Below are 18,789 nucleotides of genomic sequence, written 5' to 3' on the forward strand. Positions count from 1 at the left end.
TAATTTAAAATTTATAATTCACAATTCATAATTATTTTTTACATTTGCACCCTCATTAGACCAACCTCTGGCGAAAACCGCGAATGTTGCTCTTTTTAAACCATAATTAAACAAATTATCATGGCAGATTTAATGAAATTCGTTCAAGACGAATTCGTAACAAGAAAAGATTTCCCTGTATTCGGAGCTGGAGACACAATCACAGTTTACTACGAAATTAAAGAGGGTGAAAAAACAAGAACACAGTTTTTTAAAGGTGTTGTAATTCAAAGAAGAGGTTCTGCTAACACAGAAACTTTTACAATTCGTAAAATGTCAGGTGCAATTGGAGTTGAGCGTATCTTCCCAGTAAACTTGCCAGCTTTGCAAAAAATTGAAATCAACAAGAAAGGTGCTGTACGTAGAGCTAGAATTTTCTACTTCAGACAACTTACTGGTAAAAAAGCTAAGATTAGAGACAAAAGAAGATAGTTTACGCTATTTCTTTAATGATAAAAAAGTCCCAACCGATGAAAATCGCGATTGGGACTTTTTTTTGATAAATTTGTGGTAACAAAATTCATAATTTAAGAATAAAAGGGCCTAAAAAATATTAAATAAAAAATATCACAGAATATGTATTTAAATTTATTTTTTTATACATAAATTGAAACCCTATTACAAGAGTATTTCTTATCTTTGCCCGCCTTATCTCAATCGTTGTAATTTCATATAAGGCCTTTAATTAATTGTGATTTAGATTAAAAAAAATAAAAAAAAATGACTTCAAAAGCTAAAATTTTTTACACACTTACAGATGAGGCTCCTTTATTGGCAACCTACTCTTTTCTACCAATTGTTCAGGCATTTACTGCCACTTCTGATATCGAAATTGAGACCAGAGACATTTCGCTTGCCGGAAGAATCATCTCAAACTTTCCAGAATTTTTAAAGGAAGATCAAAAAACAAAAAATGCTTTATTGGAATTAGGTCAATTGGCTACTACTCCTGAAGCAAACATCATAAAATTACCGAATGTATCAGCGTCAATTCCACAATTGAAAGCGGCCATTGCAGAATTGCAATCTCACGGTTATGCTTTGCCTGATTTCCCAGAAGATCCACAAACTGAAGAAGAGAAAGCTGTTAAAGCTAAATATTCTAAAATCTTAGGATCTGCTGTAAATCCAGTTTTACGTGAAGGAAATTCAGATCGTAGAGCTCCAAAAGCAGTTAAGAATTACGCAAAAGCAAATCCACACTCTATGGGTGCTTGGACCGCTGATTCAAAAACTCACGTAGCTTCTATGGAAAGCGGTGACTTTTACGGAAGTGAAAAATCATTGACTTTGGCTAATGAAACAGATGTAAAAATCGAATTTGTTGCCAAAGACGGAACCGCTACCGTTCTTAAAGCAAGTACTCCTTTGAAATCAGGAGAAATCATTGACTCTTCAGTTTTAAGCCTAAATGCGTTAAAATCTTTTGTGGCCAAAACGATCATAGAAGCCAAAGAACAAAATTTATTGCTTTCTGTGCACTTGAAAGCAACGATGATGAAAGTTTCAGACCCACTTATTTTTGGTGCTATTGTTGAAGTATATTTTGCTGATGTATTCAAAAAATATGCTGCTTTATTTGAAGAATTAAACATTAATACCAGCAATGGTTTAGGTGATGTCTATGCAAAAATTACAGGACACCCTCAACAAGCCGAAGTGGAAACTGCCCTTGCACAAGCTATCGAAAACGGACCAGCTTTGGCAATGGTAAATTCAGATAAAGGAATCACCAATCTTCACGTTCCGTCGGATGTGATTGTAGATGCTTCTATGCCTGCAATGATTCGTACTTCTGGACAAATGTTCAACAAAGAAGGAAAACAACAAGATACTGTAGCAATTATCCCAGACAGATGTTATGCTGGTGTTTATACTGCTACTATCGATTTTTGTAAAAAACACGGTGCTTTTGTACCTACTACAATGGGAAGTGTACCAAACGTAGGTTTGATGGCACAACAAGCCGAAGAATACGGTTCTCATGACAAAACATTCCAAATGAAAGCTGATGGGGTTGTTCGCGTTGTCGATACAAACGGAACTGTTTTAATGGAGCAAAGTGTTGAAACAAACGATATTTTCAGAATGTGTCAAGCAAAAGACGCTCCTATTCAAGACTGGGTAAAACTAGCCGTAAACAGAGCCCGTTTGTCTAATACTCCTGCGGTTTTCTGGTTGGATAACAACAGAGCACACGATAAACAATTAATCGAAAAAGTAGAGAAATATTTAAAGGATTACGATACAACTGGTTTAGACATCAGAATCCTAAATCCTATTGAGGCTACCAACTTTACTTTGGAGCGTATCATCAAAGGACAGGATACTATCTCGGTAACCGGAAACGTATTACGTGATTACTTAACCGATTTATTCCCAATTCTGGAAGTAGGAACTTCAGCAAAAATGCTTTCTATCGTTCCATTAATGAATGGTGGTGGTTTATTTGAAACTGGCGCAGGAGGATCGGCACCAAAACACGTTGAGCAATTTATTCAAGAAGGATACTTACGTTGGGATTCACTTGGAGAGTTTTTGGCTTTAGGAGCTTCATTAGAGCATTTAGGACAAACTTTACGCAATCCTAAAGCAATTGTGCTAGCTGAAACTTTGGATTTAGCTACCGAGAAATTCTTAGCAACTGACAAATCGCCTACTCGTAAATTAGGTGGAATTGACAACCGTGGTTCACACTTCTATTTGGCAATGTACTGGGCAGAAGCTTTGGCAGCACAAGACAAAGACGCTGAATTGAAAGCAATCTTCACCCCTATCTCTGCTGAGTTTATTGCAAATGAATCTAAAATCAACGGAGAATTAATAGGATCTCAAGGTAAAGCTCAAGAGATTGGTGGTTATTACCAACCTAATCCAGCATTGACAGACAAAGCAATGCGTCCAAGTGGAACTTTCAATGGTATTTTAGCTAAACTAGCTTAATTCAAAAAAGGCTTCTATTTATATTCAAAAGACAACTCGAAAGGGTTGTCTTTTTTTTTACACTTGTTTAGTATCTTTGAAAAATATTCCGATTGATTTTTCAAAAAAGCAAAAACCGAATGTTTAACAACGAAATTGAACATAAAATAATTGAAGCCGAAGAATCCATTTCCGATTTTGTGGAAAGGTTTTGGATGCTTACTAATCATTCGGATATCGAAAAAGAAATTATGGTTATACCAGATGGGAGAATAGATATTTTCTTTTCTTACTCGGACACCGAGCCTTTCGATTCCGCTTTAAGGGGATTAGAAAGCGAACCAACACAAACGATACTTCCTCCCAAAACCGTCATTTTCGCAGTCAATTTAAAACTTTTAGCCATTGAATATTTACTAGGCACCAGCATTTCAACAATTTTGAATGATGGTCAGCAATTGCCAAATAGCTTTTGGGAAATTACCAAAGAAGACTTAAATGATTTTGAAGCACTTTGCATTAAAGTCACCAACAAAATAAAAACTCTTATACCGCAAGAAGTAGATGATAGAAAGCGAAAACTTTTCAACCTCATCTATTCATCAAATGGCTCGCTATCAGTTGTCGAATTATCCGAAAAAGTGTTTTGGAGCAGTCGCCAAATCAATCGGTATTTCAATCAAATGTTTGGACTTTCCTTGAAATCTTATTGTAATATCCTGCGATTTCGAGCTTCGGTGCAACACATCAAAGAAGGCATTTTATTTCCTGAACAAAACTTTACAGATCAAGCCCACTTCATCAAAGAAGTAAAAAAACTTTCGGGTGTTACACCAAAAGAATTATTTAAAAACAAAAACGACCGATTTTTACAATTTTCAACTTTGCCAAAGAAGTAGTTTTGCCTTATAATTTTAAACAAATAAAGCAATGTTACTACAAGACAAAAAAATAGCAATAATTGGTGGAGGTCCAGGTGGATTGACATTAGCAAGACTTTTACAACTTAAAGGAGCAAATGTAAAAGTATACGAAAGAGATTTCAACAGAGAAGTTAGAGCACAGGGCGCAACGCTTGACCTGCATTATGAATCGGGATTGAAAGCGCTTGAAGAAGCAGGTTTGATGGATGCTTTCAATGCAAATTACAGACCTGGCGCAGACCGACTTCGAATTCTAGACGAAAATGCAGAAATTTTCTTTGACGACCATAATGATGAATCTACAGGTAATTTTGGAGATGAATGGTTCAGACCTGAAATTGACCGCGGACCGCTAAGAACTATTTTATTGGATTCGTTACAACCAAATACAGTAGTTTGGAATAGTCATATTGTTTCCCTTGAAAGCATTAACGACAGCTGGAAAATCGTTTTTGAAAACGGCGAGACTGTTGTGGCTGATATTGTTATTGGAGCTGATGGAGCGAGATCTAAAATTCGTCCATTCGTGACACCAATTCAACCTTTTTATTCAGGTGTTACAGTATTAGAAGGCAATATTCCTGATTCTGAAAAGAACGTTCCAAAAATCCACAACTTATTAAAAGGCGGAAAAATTATGTCTTTTGGAGATTCAAAAACAATATCAGTAAGTGCAAAAGGCGATGGAAGCTTGGATTTTTATGCTGGTTGGAAAACAAATGCCGACTGGATTACAGAAAGTGGCATAGACTTTAAAAACAGTAAACAAGTTTTGGAATGGTTCAAAAAAGAGTACTTCAAATGGGATAGCGTTTGGCTAGAATTATTCGAATTTGATAATGTGACATATACTCCAAGACCATTATACTGCATGCCTTTAGATCAAAAATGGGAAGCTCAAGCAAACATCACAATTATTGGCGATGCTGCGCATTTGATGCCACCTTATGCTGGTGAAGGCGTTAATATGGCAATGCTTGATGCTTTGCAATTAAGCGAAAGCTTAACCAATGGAAAATTTACAGATTTAAAATCTGCAATTGCAGATTACGAAGAAGAAATGTTCACAAGATTTGCAAAAAAAGGAAAGGAAACAATGGACAATACCGAATTTATGCACTCTCCTGAAGGGCTAAAAAAATTATTGGAAATGTTTCAACAATTCTCATAATTCATTTTTGAAAAAAAATTTTAACCGCAAAGTGCGCAAAGGGAAACGCTAGGTACGCAAAGCTTTTAGAGCTTAGTCTAATTCTTTGCGAACTTTGCGGTTAATTTTTTAAAATTTTCATTCAATTATTTTTCATAAATAAGCGAACATTCATTTATAATCAATATTTTTGCTTCTTCAAAAAATTAAAAATGCGAACAAGAGATACAAACAAGGAAGAAATAGTCAAACAGAAAGCCATAGAAATGCTGGTAAAATTGGGCATTGAAGGCTTTGGAATGAATAGATTGGCAAAAGAATCTGGCGTGTCGGTGGCTACTTTATACATCTATTATACAGATAAGGAGGATTTGATAAAAAAAATCGGAATCGAAATTGGACAAGATTTCTTCAATGAAATGGTCAAAGATTTTTCTCCTGAAATGCCTTTTAAAGAAGGATTACGTAAACAATGGGAAAACAGAGCACGATTTGTAATCAAATATCCTTTGAGAACATCTTGCTGGGAACTTTTGTGTCATTCCAGTTATCGAGATTATATTATAAACGAAAGTCTGTCCGACTTTAAAACCATAATGACTGATTTTATAAAAAATTCTATTGATAAAAAAGAATTAATTCCCTTATCTAACGAGGTGTTTTGGAGTATTGCCTATGGACCATTATATTCTTTACTTCGTTTTCACAATGAAGAAAAAGGTATCGGAGGAACTCCTTTCAAACTTACCAAAGAAGCGACTGAAGAAGCATTTGAATTAGTGATAAAAGCATTGACACCTAAAACATCTTAATATGGAAAACCAAATAGAAAATGTATTGGTATTTGCAACCAATATTGCAACCGAAAACGATAAACAAAAAATAAGCAATATCCTTGATGGAAACACAGAAATCCAACAATGGACGCTAGACTTGGAAGATATTGATCGTGTTTTACGAATTGTAAGCGACACTTTATCCGAAGAACAAATAATAAAACTTTTAGACAATAAAAACTTCAACTGCTCAGCATTGGAATAAACAAAAGAAAATGAAAGAACAAAAACCAAAGGCAACCCCATTCACTTCTTATCAAAAATTTGCTGTTTTTATACTCGCAATTACTCAATTTACAGTAATACTCGATTTTATGGTAATGTCTCCTTTGGGCGATATACTAATGAAATCTCTTAGTTTAAAGCCAACTCATTTTGGCCTGGTTGTTTCCGCTTACGCTTTTAGCGCGGGTGTTTCAGGATTGCTAACAGCTGGTTTTGCCGATAAATTTGACCGTAAAAAACTATTGTTGTTTTTTTACGTTGGATTTATTTTGGGAACCTTTTTATGTGGAATTGTAAACTCCTACTATTTGCTTGTAGCGGCCAGAATCATTACTGGACTATTTGGAGGCGTTATTGGTTCGATTTCTATGGCTATTGTTGCCGATTTATTCACGCTTCAACAACGCGGACGTGTAATGGGTTTTATCCAAATGGGATTTGGTGCTAGTCAAATTTTAGGGATTCCAATTGGTTTGTATCTAGCCAATGCTTGGGGTTGGCATGCTCCATTTTTATGGGTGGGTGGAATGGCCGGAATTGTGGCGTTTTTTATCGCAGTTAAATTAAAACCCATCACAAAACATCTTGAACTCCGACAAGAAAAATCAGCTTTTGAACACTTAAAACACACTATTGCAAATAAAGACTACCGAATCGGGTTTACTGCTACAGCATTGCTATCTGTTGGAGGTTTTATGATGATGCCTTTTGGTAGTGCATTCGCTATTAACAATTTGCACATTACACAACATCAATTACCAATGCTATTTATGATAGCTGGCTTATCTACATTGTTAGTGATGCCTTTGATTGGAAAATTGAGTGACACTATAGACAAATACAAAATATTCGTTGGTGCCACAATATGGACAATCATAATGGTTACCATCTACACCAATCTTGGCGTTACTCCTTTTGTGTTGGTTGCTGTCGCAAATATACTTATGATGATGGGAATTATGGGACGTATGGTGCCCTCAACGGCTTTGGTAACCTCCATCCCCGAAATGCAAGACAGAGGTGCGTTTATGAGCATAAACTCGTCTTTACAACAAATTGCCGGTGGTATTGCTGCTGTGTTTGCAGGAACAATTGTCGTACAAAAAGACAAGATGAGTCCTCTTGAACATTACGACACCTTGGGAATCATAATCGTCTGTATTTCAATATTGACTATAGTTCTTATGTATCGTGTCAATAAAATGGTGAAAAGAAAAAACAAAGAAAAGAAAGAAGAATTTGCCATTTCTCTAGAAGCTCAAACCAAATCTTAACAATAGCCTATTCCAATTCTATCGATTTTCTAATCACAAGGAATATATATCCAATTCCTAGTATTTTATAAAAAAAATTACTGGGCTCTATAACCCTGACAAAAGCATTATTCCAATCAATTCTAAAACTAAAATAAACAACTGTTATTAACGATAGATTAACAATCTTACGCGTGATAATTAACCCTAATTTGATGACATTTGTATTTCAAAACCAAAACGATGATTCCAAACAAATTTTTTTGTTCATTCATACTACTTCTGTCGTCATTAGTCAGCTTTTCGCAAGAGAAACATACGATAAGTGGTGTTATTACAGACACTAACACTAATGAAACTCTGATTGGAGTAAATATTTATATCCCAGAGATAAAAGCCGGTGCAACAACAAATGAATATGGATTTTATTCGTTAACACTGCCCAAAGGGGATTATACATTGCAAATTGACTACGTCGGTTTCCAAAGTGTGGAAGAAAAAATTAGATTGGATCAAAATACCAAAAAGAATTTTAAACTGACTTCTAGCGAACAACAGCTGGATGAAATTGTGATTACAACCAACAAAAAAAGCACCAATATCAAATCCACCGAAATGAGTGTCAACAAACTCTCTATGGCGACTATTAAAAAAATGCCGGTGGTTATGGGCGAAGCTGATGTTTTAAAATCCATTTTGTTGCTTCCAGGTGTTACAAATGCCGGAGAAGGACAATCGGGTTTTAATGTTCGTGGTGGTGGGGCTGACCAGAATTTAATTTTACTGGACGAAGCAATGATATTCAACTCCTCCCACGTTTTTGGCTTTTTCTCAGTTTTCAACCCTGACGCCATTAAGGACCTAAAGCTGTACAAAGGTGGAATTCCTTCACGCTACGGAGGAAGAGCGTCGTCGGTTTTGGATATTTATCAAAAAGAAGGTAATAGTAATTCCTTTCATATGAACGGGGGAATTGGATTAATTTCTAGCAGATTGCTCGCAGAAGGACCTATTGTACAAGACAAAGGTTCCTTCCTGATTGGGGGAAGAGCTTCTTATGCACATTTGTTCCTGCAATTGGCAGACAACGAAAACTCGGCTTTCTTTTATGATCTGAACGCCAAATTGAATTACAAATTTAACGACAATAACAGCATTTATGCTTCGGGCTATTTTGGAAGGGATTTTTTCAATATTAGCGAAGAATTCAAGAATACTTACGGAAACAGTACTGTTAATTTAAGATGGAATCATTTATTTTCAGACCGTCATTTCTCGAATTTATCAGCCATTTTCAGTGATTATTATTATGGACTGACCTTTTCTGCAGTAGGTTTTGACTGGCGTTCAGGTATAAAAAACTTCAACCTCAAATACGATTTCAAATATTATTTGAACGACAAAATCAAATTGAACTACGGTATTAATTCCATCTATTACAAATTCAATCCAGGTACCATCAAGCCAATAGATGAAAATTCGAGTATTAATCCAAAACAATTAGACAAAAAAAATGCCTATGAGCCCTCAATTTATGTAGAGGCAGAACATCAACTCAATTCTAAATTATCGTTTTTATATGGAATGCGTTTCAGTATGTTTTACAGACTGGGAGCCTCTACGATCAATTTATATGAAAACAATCAGACCGTCACGTTCAATGACCAACTTAAAATTTACGAAAAAGGAGTCCCTATGGGTACCAAAACCTATGGGTATAATGATGTGATCACTTCATTTTCTAATTGGGAACCCCGTTTTTCAGCTACTTATATTTTGAACGAAGACAGTTCGATAAAGACAAGCTATAACCGTATGGTACAATACCTGCAATTGGTTTCAAATACGGCTTCACCTACTCCACTGGATATTTGGACACCCAGCGACCAATACATCAAACCCCAAATGGCTGACCAAATTGCCCTAGGCTACTTTAGAAATTTCAAAAATGATATGTATTCCTTGGAGGTTGAAGGTTTTTATAAAGAAGTAAAAAACAGAATCGACTACATAGATGGTGCCGATTTAATTGCCAACGATGCCATCGAACAGGTTATACTCAACGGTCAATTAAGGGCTTATGGACTGGAAGTTATGCTCCGCAAAAACAGTGGGAAACTAAACGGTTGGATTGCATATACACTGTCCAATTCAGAGCAACAGACTCCCGGCAGAACTCCAAATGAATTAGGAATCAACAATGGTAATTGGTACAAATCTGGTTACCACAAATTACACAACTTGGCTGTGACTTCAAATTATGCTTGGAATCAAAAATGGACGTTCGGTGGCAATTTTATTATACAGTCGGGTCAGCCTGTAACTTATCCAAACGGACAATATGTATATCAAGGCATCACAATACCTAGCTATGATTCCAGAAACAAAAATACTCTACCTCTATATCATCATTTAGACTTGTCTGCCACTTATATCCCTAAACCAGACAAAAGAAAAGGTTGGCAAAGTGAATGGGTTTTTAGCGTTTACAACATTTATAACCGAAAAAATGCCGCTTCCATCAGCTTCCGAGAAGACCAAATCACTGGTGCTAACGAAGCGGTAAGGCTATCAATATTTGGAATAGTTCCAGCAGTAAGTTATAATTTCAAATTCTAAAATCATGAACATAACAAGATATATCACAATAGTAATAGCCCTGTTTTTCTTCGTAAGCTGCGAGGATGTTGTCAATGTGGATTTGAACACAGCACCTCCTAGATTGGTAGTCGATGCCTCAATCAATTGGCAAAAAGGAACCGATGGGTCGATACAAAAAATCATTTTATCCAGCACAACAGACTATTACAGCAATGTCATTCCAAAAGTTTCTGGTGCCACAGTTTCCATAAAAAACAGTCAAAACACCACTTTTGTTTTTACCGAAATACCCAATACAGGTGAGTACGAAAGTATCGATTTCGATCCAATAATTGGAGAGACCTATACCTTAACCATTATCTACAACGGCGCAACCTATACAGCATCCGAAACCATGCAGTCTGTCACTCCCATCGAATCTGTTGCACAAAAAAATAATGCTGGTTTTTCCGGAGAGGATTATGAAGTTGTTGTTTATTACCAAGATCCGCTGGCCAAAAATTTCTACATGGCAAAATTCTTTCCTGACATTTATAAATCACCCACTTTTATGGCTATCGGGGACGAATTCTCTAACGGAAACCAAAAATCATGGAACTTTAGCGACGAAGATTTAAAACAAGGCACTGCCATTGCCATAACTCATTATGGTATTTCCGAAAATTATTATAATTACATGAACAAAATAATTGCTACAGTTGGCAGTTCAGGGCCTTTCGCTACAACACCGGCAGCTGTTCGTGGCAACATCGTCAACCAAACCAATATCGAAAATTATGCACTGGGCTACTTCTCATTAAACGAAGTCGATTCAGAAAATTATATCATCAAATAATAAGGAGCTAATCCAGCTGTACATTACAAGTCCTCACACCAAAAAACAATTTTTCTATACCCTAAAAGGAGCTTCTTTTAGTCGCTCTTTTAAGGCTAGAAAAAATAAGTTTTTGAAGTTCCGGTCTTTCCATTTCCATCTGGGCTAATCACAAGATTAAAATTACAGATTTCAGAAGGCAGGTTTTAGAAAGCAGATTTTAGATTTTTCATACCTTTACAAAAAATCTAGGTGAAATTTAAAAATCTAATTCAAAAATTATTTATTCTATTCTCTATATTTTAAAATCTGCCTTTTGAAATTTAAAATCTAACCTCAAAATGTCTTCACACCATATCGTTCGCGACGACCAAGAACCCGCTTTAATTATTGCCAATGGGGCCGCTTGCCATCCAGAGTTATTGGGGCAACTACTCGAATGGTCACCACTGGTAATTGTACTGGACTCGGCAATGGTAAGAGTTATGGAATTAGACATAAAAGTCGATGTGCTTTTAGGAGATTTTGACCGTGGCTTTGACCCTGAAAAATACCAAACCTCCCAATATCCTCTAGAAATAGTTCACACCCCAGATCAAAACAAAACCGATCTAGAGAAAGCTCTAGACTATTTAATCGAAAGAAAAATTCCTGCCGTAAATGTCGTTTGGGCTACAGGAAGAAGAGCCGATCACACCATTACGAATCTAACGAATATTGTTCGCTACCGAAATTTGATTAAAATTGTCATACTCGACGATCACTCGAAAATATTTTTGCTTCCAACTAAATTCGAAAAATGGTACACCGCAGGCACACCTATTTCGCTAATACCCATTGGAATCGTAAACGGAATCTATTCTGAAAATTTAGTGTACCCATTGGAAAACGACACCTTGACCATGGGTTATAGAACAGGAAGTAGCAATGCCGTTGCCAATGACGGAATAGTCACTATCAACCACTCTGATGGCGATTTGTTGCTAATGGAATGTATAGACTAGTCAACTTTTTCGGGACAAAACAAGTTGTAAATAAGTACAATATCGATTTCAAAAAAGGAATGACTATCTTTGCACCGAAATTTAGAAAATGAAATCTACAAAGAATACCGAAAAGACAACTTTACATCCGAAAAATCTTCATCGATTTGGATATAATTTTGAACTATTGACACTAAACCATCCCGAATTAGGGAATTTCGTTTTTGTCAATGAGCATAATATTGAAACAATTGACTTCAGTAATCCAAATGCTGTAAAAGCGCTTAATAATGCGTTATTGATTACCAATTACGATATTCAAAACTGGGATATTCCTGCTAATTTCCTATGTCCTCCAATTCCAGGTAGAGCAGATTATATTCATTACCTCGCCGATTTATTGGCAACCACAAACAATGGAGTAATTCCGCAAGGGGAAACAGTTATGGGTCTCGATATTGGTATTGGTGCCAATTGCATTTATCCCATTCTTGGAAACTCAATTTATGGTTGGTCTTTCGTAGGTACCGACATTGATGAAAATGCGATTCAGAATTGCAAAAAAATCATAAGCCATAATCCAAAACTAACCGAGGCAATCAGTTTACAATTACAAGTAAACTCTCGATTTATTTTTAAAAATATTATCTCCCCTGAAGATCGATTTACATTTACCATCTGTAATCCTCCTTTTCATTCTTCATCTGAAGAAGCAACTAAAAGCAGCATTCGAAAAGTAAATAATCTGGCTCCAAATGCTCCAAAAACAGAAAAACCTGTACTTAATTTTGGCGGTCACAATGCCGAATTGTGGTGTGAAGGTGGTGAATTGGGTTTTATCAAGCAAATGATTTACGAAAGTGCTAAGTATCCAATGCAATGTCTTTGGTTTACAACATTAGTATCCAAACAATCAAATTTGAATACAATATACAAAACCTTGAATAATGTGGCAGCTATTCATAAAACAATAGAAATGGCTCAAGGTCAAAAAACAAGTCGTATCGTTGCTTGGACTTTTATGAGTGATGCACAACAAAAAGCTTGGAAGTTTTAGGTTTTTAGTAGGCTATTTACTTTGTATCTTTACGACATAGTACTATAGAACTCTAAACAATGAATTTCCAAGTCATATCCGAATATCAGCCTAAAGGAGATCAACCGCAAGCCATTGAAAAATTAGCTCAAGGCATAGAAGCAGGAGAACAATTCCAAACTTTGCTTGGGGTAACCGGTTCCGGAAAAACATTCACTGTCGCCAATGTTATTCAGGAAATACAACGTCCCACTTTGATTTTGGCACACAACAAAACTTTGGCTGCCCAATTGTATTCGGAGTTCAAGCAATTTTTTCCCAATAATGCCGTAGAATATTTCGTATCCTATTACGATTACTACCAACCCGAAGCTTTTATGCCGGTTACAGGCGTTTTCATCGAGAAGGATCTATCCATCAATGAAGAGCTCGAAAAAATGCGTTTAAGCACTACTTCTTCCCTCCTTTCTGGTCGAAGAGATATAATAGTCGTAGCTTCTGTTTCCTGTATTTACGGTATTGGAAATCCAGTAGAATTTCAAAAAAACGTAATTGCCGTAGAGAGAAATCAAATGATTTCTCGAACCAAATTATTGAAAAGTTTGGTTCAAAGTCTGTATTCCAGAACCGAAGCCGATTTTACTCCTGGAAATTTTCGCATAAAAGGCGATACGGTTGAAGTGTATCCAAGTTATGCCGATGATGCTTTTAGAATTCATTTTTTTGGAGATGAGATAGAAGAAATAGAGAGCTTTGACACAAAAACATCCAAAGTCATTGAACGATACGAAAAACTCACGATATATCCCGCCAACATGTTTGTGACCTCCCCTGATGTGTTGAATGGTGCGATTTGGGAAATTCAACAAGATTTGGTCAAACAGGTTGATTATTTCAAAGAAATAGGTAAGCACCTTGAAGCCAAAAGACTTGAAGAACGCACCAATTTTGATTTGGAGATGATTCGGGAATTGGGTTATTGTTCTGGAATCGAAAACTATTCGCGTTATCTCGACGGAAGAGAAGCGGGATCGAGACCTTTCTGTTTATTGGACTATTTCCCAAAAGATTATCTGATGGTCGTGGATGAAAGTCACGTGACCCTATCACAAGTACAAGCTATGTATGGTGGAGACAGAAGTCGAAAAGAAAATTTAGTAGAATATGGCTTCCGCCTACCGGCCGCAATGGATAACCGACCATTGAAGTTTGACGAATTTGAGGCAATGCAAAACCAAGTTATCTATGTTTCTGCAACACCAGCCGATTATGAATTACAAAAATGTGATGGCGTTTACATTGAACAGGTGATCCGACCAACTGGATTATTAGATCCTATAATTGAAATTCGTCCGAGTCTAAACCAAATTGATGATTTGATTGAGGAAATTCAGCAGCGATGTGAATTGGACGAAAGGGTCTTGGTAACAACTCTAACTAAAAGAATGGCCGAAGAACTAGCCAAATACCTCACTAAAGTATCTATTCGTTGTCGTTACATCCACTCCGATGTTGATACGTTGGAACGCATTGAAATCATGCAGGATTTACGTAAAGGGATTTTTGATGTGTTGATTGGAGTGAACTTATTAAGAGAAGGATTGGACTTACCCGAAGTTTCGTTGGTGGCCATACTTGATGCTGATAAAGAAGGATTCTTGAGAAGCCATCGTTCGCTAACGCAAACCATAGGCCGTGCTGCAAGAAACCTAAATGGGAAAGCCATAATGTATGCTGATAAAATCACCAATAGCATGCAAAAAACTATTGATGAAACCAATTACAGAAGAACCAAGCAAATTAATTTCAATTTAGAAAACAATGTTGTTCCGCAAGCATTAAACAAAAAAATCGAAAGTGCATTTACCAACAACAAACTGGTTGAGTATGAATTGGGGCATATTATGAATACAGCTGCCGAACCAGAAACTGCCTATATGTCAAAACCCGATTTAGAAAAACTCATTCGCGAAAAAAGAAAAAATATGGAAAAAGCGGCAAAAGATCTGGACTTTATGCAAGCCGCAAAACTACGTGATGAGATTAAGGCTCTACAAACTAAAATCCATTAATTATGCTGTTCCTGAAAATGCTCCAATAATATATCGGGAGAAATCATAGTATTTGGAGACACTTTCATCAATTTAAGAATACGATTTGTGGCACTTGGATTCAATCCCATATTAATGGCAATTTGACGAATGGCTTCTTCCTCTTTTTGATGTAAAACACCATCAACATGCATCAATAATGCCAAACGATAAAATTGTTGAATCCTTTCAAATTCAGATTTTATAACACCGCTAGGCAATTCTTTATGAAATAAATCCTTAAAATCTTTTTTACTGATCCCTAATTCTTGAGCAACAATCCAAACAAATTGATATTCGCGCTCATGTAATCGGCCATCAACAACTGAAAATGCAATCATTTCAGACAACAAATTGATCTTTTCTACGTGTGTGTTCATCTAATTATTTATTTTAGCTAAAATATTCTTTTTTTCTAAATCTAAAAATAAAATCACCTTGAAGTTCATTTTCCTAATCCCGATATTTCTATTTCTTAGCAAAACAACTGCTCAAGAAAATACCGCTTCCAAGCAAGTTTCTACTTTTACAATGGAAGCTCCTCAACTGAAAACAAGCAGAAAAATTTGGTTGTACTTACCCAAAAATTACGAAACTTCAACCAAGAAATATCCTGTCATTTATATGCATGACGCTCAAAATTTATTTGATGCAAAGACTTCCTTTGCCGGAGAATGGAATGTCGATGAAAAACTGGACAGTTTAAGCGCGCAAGTAATTGTGGTGGGGATTGAGAACGGTGGTGAAAAACGATTAGAAGAATTGACCCCTTATAAAAATGCAAAATATGGTGGTGGAAATGCTGATAAATATCTAGAGTTTATAATTAATACTCTAAAACCAGAAATAGACAAAAAATACCGAACAAAACCAAACGCCAAAAACACAACTATTATGGGAAGTTCATTGGGAGGTTTAGTATCTTTTTATGCTGTCATAAGATATCCTGAAGTCTTTGGAAAAGCGGGTGTTTTTTCTCCTGCTTTTTGGATAAACCGAAAAGACATAAATGATTATATGACAAACAGTAAAAAAATAAAAGCCAAAATTTACTTTCTCTGTGGGGATTCTGAGGGGGATGATGATGACATGGTAAATGACCTGAATCACATGGAAAAACTATTAAACACAAACCGCTGTTATTGCCTACACCTCAACAAAAAAGTAATTGTAAAAGGCGGCCATCACAATGAAAAATTATGGAGAGATGGTTTTACAGATGCTTTTCTCTGGTTGGGATATAAATGATTTTGAATCTATTTTCTAAAAGATCTTGATTATACACACGTGAGGAATTTGATTACTTCACTATACATTTATTTCAATTGGAGTTCAGTGAATTTCATTTGAAGCTGGCTACCGAAGTAGCGCGAATAGGCATAAAAAAATGGACCAAATCACCACAATGCTGATTTGGTCCATTTTCTTAGAGGCATGCCCAAACTATTTCTTGGAATACTCTTTTTCCATTTGGCTAATGATACTTTTTATCGATTCGGAACCGATTCCTTTGGCCTTGATGACTTTATTTTTATCCAAAATATAAATCACGGGTGTTGTCACGACATCGTATTTATCCTTTAGATTATTGATATGAACTCCATCATAGACATTAATCCAATCGATTTTATTGTCAACAATGTACTTCTTGTATTTATCAAATTCATTTTGGGTGTAAACCCCAAAAACTTTGACATCCTTCTTTTCTTTTTGAAAATCGTGATACATTTCTAGAATTTTTGGCACTTCTTTTTGGCAATGCCCACAGTCCACATCCCAAAAAAGGAGTACTAAATAATCTGCTTTTATGCTCGATAAAGTCACATAGGATTTTTCGATTTCTAACTTGTTAGCATAATAAATTTTGGTGATTTCTTCACTCGTTTTGGCGGTATCAAAACCCATTTTGGCAATTTTATCATGACCCGGAATGTCTATCATATATAGCTCTGGAGCAGTTTTACCGAGTTGTAGTGGTGCTAAAACATTACCTCTGTTTATGATAAGTGTAATGACACTATCATCATAAACTCCTTTAGCTTTACCCGTTTTAAAATAATTATCCACCATATAGACAAACACCTTGTCCATTCCCATAATTTTTGGTATTTCATATGTCGAAGTAAAATAAGCCAACAAAAGCATGTTCATTTTGGTTCCTTGCTTTGTTTTCAACATCATACGATCAATCTCCACACAAATCGAATCAGGATGTTGCACCACAACGGTATTAAAATATTTCTTGATTTTCTCGGAGAAAAATGGATTTCTCAACGTAGCATCTTCTTGAAAATTAACACCATCCCAAAAATGCTTTTTATAGTAATGATAAGAAAAAATACTATCTGGCCTTCCGTTACTAGCTTTAGGAATATCCTTGGCTATTTTTTCGGTTTTCAAATTGATAATTTCAGCTAGATAATTTCCTTTGTTTTGAGCAATAGTATTCAAATCATTTTCAAGAATAGCCTCATTCAAGACTTTGAATTCTTTGGTTAAAAGAGATATAGAATCAGATTTTTTCTGTTCTTTTACGGATTTTTTAAAACTATCGAACTCTTTATTTTTGGCTGTAACAAAACGAATGTAATTGAAGAAATTTTCATTTTGTTTAGAGTCAACAGCCTTCAAATTCTCAAGTAAATTAGATTTATCCGAATCGATTTGTTGCTTTTGCGACTGTTCGTCTATAATGAAATCAAAATAATTTCCTTTTTCCTGACTTAGTAAAAAGTAAACTCCTTTGTCTAAATTTTTCTTTCCCTTGAAAACAATATTTCCGTTCACCACTTTTTTGCAAGTATCAGAAACATACAACTTGTCAAATTGATAAAAAGCTAGATAAGCGACAGTATCTTTACAATTCTTTAAATTAATCTTGATTTCATGACCCGACTGTGCTTGTGCGAACATTAAACAAAAAAAGAAAACGAAACTTAGTATGTTTTTTTTCATAATTAAAATAATCTTTGAAACACTTTATAATAGTTAAACTTTTTTTCAGAGAATAATTCTCATTAGTTCCCCAAAAATAATTGAATTTAAATCTAATTTCAAATAATTGACAAAGTGTTTTTTACTCACAAGATAACAATAGCAACAAATTCATTTTGTAAATGCTTATCTTTGCCCTTTAAATACTTAAAAATGACAAATAACGATATATTCAAAAAACTTCGAGTAGCCTTGATGTTACGCGATGATCAAATAGTGGAAATTTTAGAATTAGTAGATTTTAGAATTACAAAATCAGAATTGGGAGCGTTTTTTCGTGATGAAAAACACGAGAACTATATGGAATGCGGTGATCAAGTATTGCGTAATTTCTTAAACGGACTTGTGATTCACTTGAGAGGTACCAAAGAAAATCCTAAAAACCCGAATGATGTTTTGGCTAAACACAAAGCTCAAATTCCTTCAAAAGACGGAGATTCAAAAAGAGCCGAATTCAAACCAAAAGCGAAAGATGAAGAAAGAGCTAGAGGTGATCAAGCTCCAGGAAAATCTAGCACGGCAAAAAAGCCTGCCAAAAAACAATATCCAAAAGGCAATTCAAAAACACCAGTTGTAGAAAAAGTAAAATACAACTTTGGAAAAAATAAAAAATCGTAAACTACAAGTTTTACTTTTTGAGAGACTGATTCAACTCCAGGATTAGGCAACGACAACGAAACAACCTGAATGAAAGTTCAGGTTTTTTTTGTGTCTAAAATTAACGGTATTCAGACTACAACATAATAAACTCTTTTTTAAGCATATATAACAAAAAACTAATATTTTTTTGTTAAATTTGAATAGACTCAACTACCTACCTTTAATGGAAATAGAATGAGAACCTACCTTTTCAAGCAAAAACAATTGTATGAAACGTTTTTAAATTCCGGCAGAAACCCACTATAAGTTGCAAAAATTACACC

Annotated in this window: 16 protein-coding genes; 14 read left to right on the forward strand and 2 right to left on the reverse strand. The window is 35.4% G+C overall.

Annotated elements, in window-relative coordinates:
* The first annotated feature begins 120 nt into the window (after window positions 1-120).
* From rplS to uvrB, 12 genes are all read left to right on the forward strand, one after another.
* A complete protein-coding gene (rplS, locus tag J2W95_RS01525) occupies window positions 121-471 on the forward strand; it encodes a 50S ribosomal protein L19 (protein WP_077370497.1) in 351 nt (116 codons plus the stop codon).
* A gap of 288 nt (window positions 472-759) precedes the next feature.
* Window positions 760-2,982: an NADP-dependent isocitrate dehydrogenase gene (locus J2W95_RS01530; RefSeq protein ID WP_310003221.1), complete on the forward strand. Its 2,223-nt coding sequence runs from the start codon at window positions 760-762 to the stop codon at window positions 2,980-2,982.
* A gap of 119 nt (window positions 2,983-3,101) precedes the next feature.
* Window positions 3,102-3,860, forward strand: coding sequence for a helix-turn-helix domain-containing protein (locus J2W95_RS01535; RefSeq protein WP_310003223.1), 759 nt, complete (start codon window positions 3,102-3,104; stop codon window positions 3,858-3,860).
* Between the two features lie 31 nt (window positions 3,861-3,891).
* Window positions 3,892-5,055 (forward strand): FAD-dependent oxidoreductase, encoded by a 1,164-nt coding sequence (locus J2W95_RS01540; RefSeq protein WP_310003225.1) that lies wholly within the window; start codon window positions 3,892-3,894, stop codon window positions 5,053-5,055.
* A gap of 191 nt (window positions 5,056-5,246) precedes the next feature.
* Window positions 5,247-5,846, forward strand: a complete 600-nt coding sequence (locus J2W95_RS01545; protein WP_310003227.1) for a TetR/AcrR family transcriptional regulator — start codon at window positions 5,247-5,249, stop codon at window positions 5,844-5,846.
* A gap of 1 nt (window position 5,847) precedes the next feature.
* Window positions 5,848-6,075 (forward strand): hypothetical protein, encoded by a 228-nt coding sequence (locus J2W95_RS01550; protein WP_310003229.1) that lies wholly within the window; start codon window positions 5,848-5,850, stop codon window positions 6,073-6,075.
* Window positions 6,076-6,085: 10 nt separating this feature from the next.
* Window positions 6,086-7,369, forward strand: a complete 1,284-nt coding sequence (locus tag J2W95_RS01555) for an MFS transporter (protein WP_310003231.1) — start codon at window positions 6,086-6,088, stop codon at window positions 7,367-7,369.
* Between the two features lie 222 nt (window positions 7,370-7,591).
* Window positions 7,592-9,967, forward strand: a complete 2,376-nt coding sequence (locus J2W95_RS01560) for a TonB-dependent receptor (RefSeq protein WP_310003233.1) — start codon at window positions 7,592-7,594, stop codon at window positions 9,965-9,967.
* A gap of 4 nt (window positions 9,968-9,971) precedes the next feature.
* A complete protein-coding gene (locus tag J2W95_RS01565; RefSeq protein ID WP_310003235.1) occupies window positions 9,972-10,784 on the forward strand; it encodes a DUF4249 domain-containing protein in 813 nt (270 codons plus the stop codon).
* A gap of 320 nt (window positions 10,785-11,104) precedes the next feature.
* Window positions 11,105-11,767: a thiamine diphosphokinase gene (locus J2W95_RS01570; protein WP_310003238.1), complete on the forward strand. Its 663-nt coding sequence runs from the start codon at window positions 11,105-11,107 to the stop codon at window positions 11,765-11,767.
* Between the two features lie 88 nt (window positions 11,768-11,855).
* Entirely contained in the window at window positions 11,856-12,803 is a 948-nt protein-coding gene (gene rlmF, locus J2W95_RS01575) for a 23S rRNA (adenine(1618)-N(6))-methyltransferase RlmF (RefSeq protein ID WP_310003240.1), read from the forward strand.
* Window positions 12,804-12,862: 59 nt separating this feature from the next.
* Window positions 12,863-14,854, forward strand: coding sequence for an excinuclease ABC subunit UvrB (gene uvrB / locus J2W95_RS01580; RefSeq protein ID WP_310003242.1), 1,992 nt, complete (start codon window positions 12,863-12,865; stop codon window positions 14,852-14,854).
* On the opposite strand, the gene J2W95_RS01585 is transcribed toward uvrB, so the two are convergent.
* Complete coding sequence (locus J2W95_RS01585; RefSeq protein ID WP_310003244.1) at window positions 14,851-15,252, reverse strand: TerB family tellurite resistance protein; 402 nt, start codon at window positions 15,250-15,252, stop codon at window positions 14,851-14,853. The genes uvrB and J2W95_RS01585 overlap by 4 nt on opposite strands.
* 58 nt (window positions 15,253-15,310) lie before the next feature.
* Here J2W95_RS01585 and J2W95_RS01590 point away from each other — a divergent pair, with 58 nt between their 5' ends.
* Window positions 15,311-16,120: an alpha/beta hydrolase gene (locus J2W95_RS01590; protein ID WP_310003246.1), complete on the forward strand. Its 810-nt coding sequence runs from the start codon at window positions 15,311-15,313 to the stop codon at window positions 16,118-16,120.
* Window positions 16,121-16,315: 195 nt separating this feature from the next.
* Here J2W95_RS01590 and J2W95_RS01595 read toward each other — a convergent pair whose 3' ends face one another.
* Entirely contained in the window at window positions 16,316-17,827 is a 1,512-nt protein-coding gene (locus J2W95_RS01595) for a redoxin domain-containing protein (RefSeq protein WP_310003248.1), read from the reverse strand.
* A 192-nt stretch (window positions 17,828-18,019) separates the two neighbouring features.
* Between J2W95_RS01595 and J2W95_RS01600 the strand changes: the two genes are divergently transcribed.
* Window positions 18,020-18,484 carry a DUF1456 family protein gene (locus J2W95_RS01600; RefSeq protein WP_310003249.1) on the forward strand — a complete coding sequence of 155 codons (465 nt, stop codon included), beginning with the start codon at window positions 18,020-18,022 and terminating at the stop codon, window positions 18,482-18,484.
* The last annotated feature ends 305 nt before the right edge of the window (window positions 18,485-18,789 follow it).

The organism is Flavobacterium granuli, assembly GCF_031456055.1.
GTDB classification, from domain to species: domain Bacteria; phylum Bacteroidota; class Bacteroidia; order Flavobacteriales; family Flavobacteriaceae; genus Flavobacterium; species Flavobacterium granuli_A.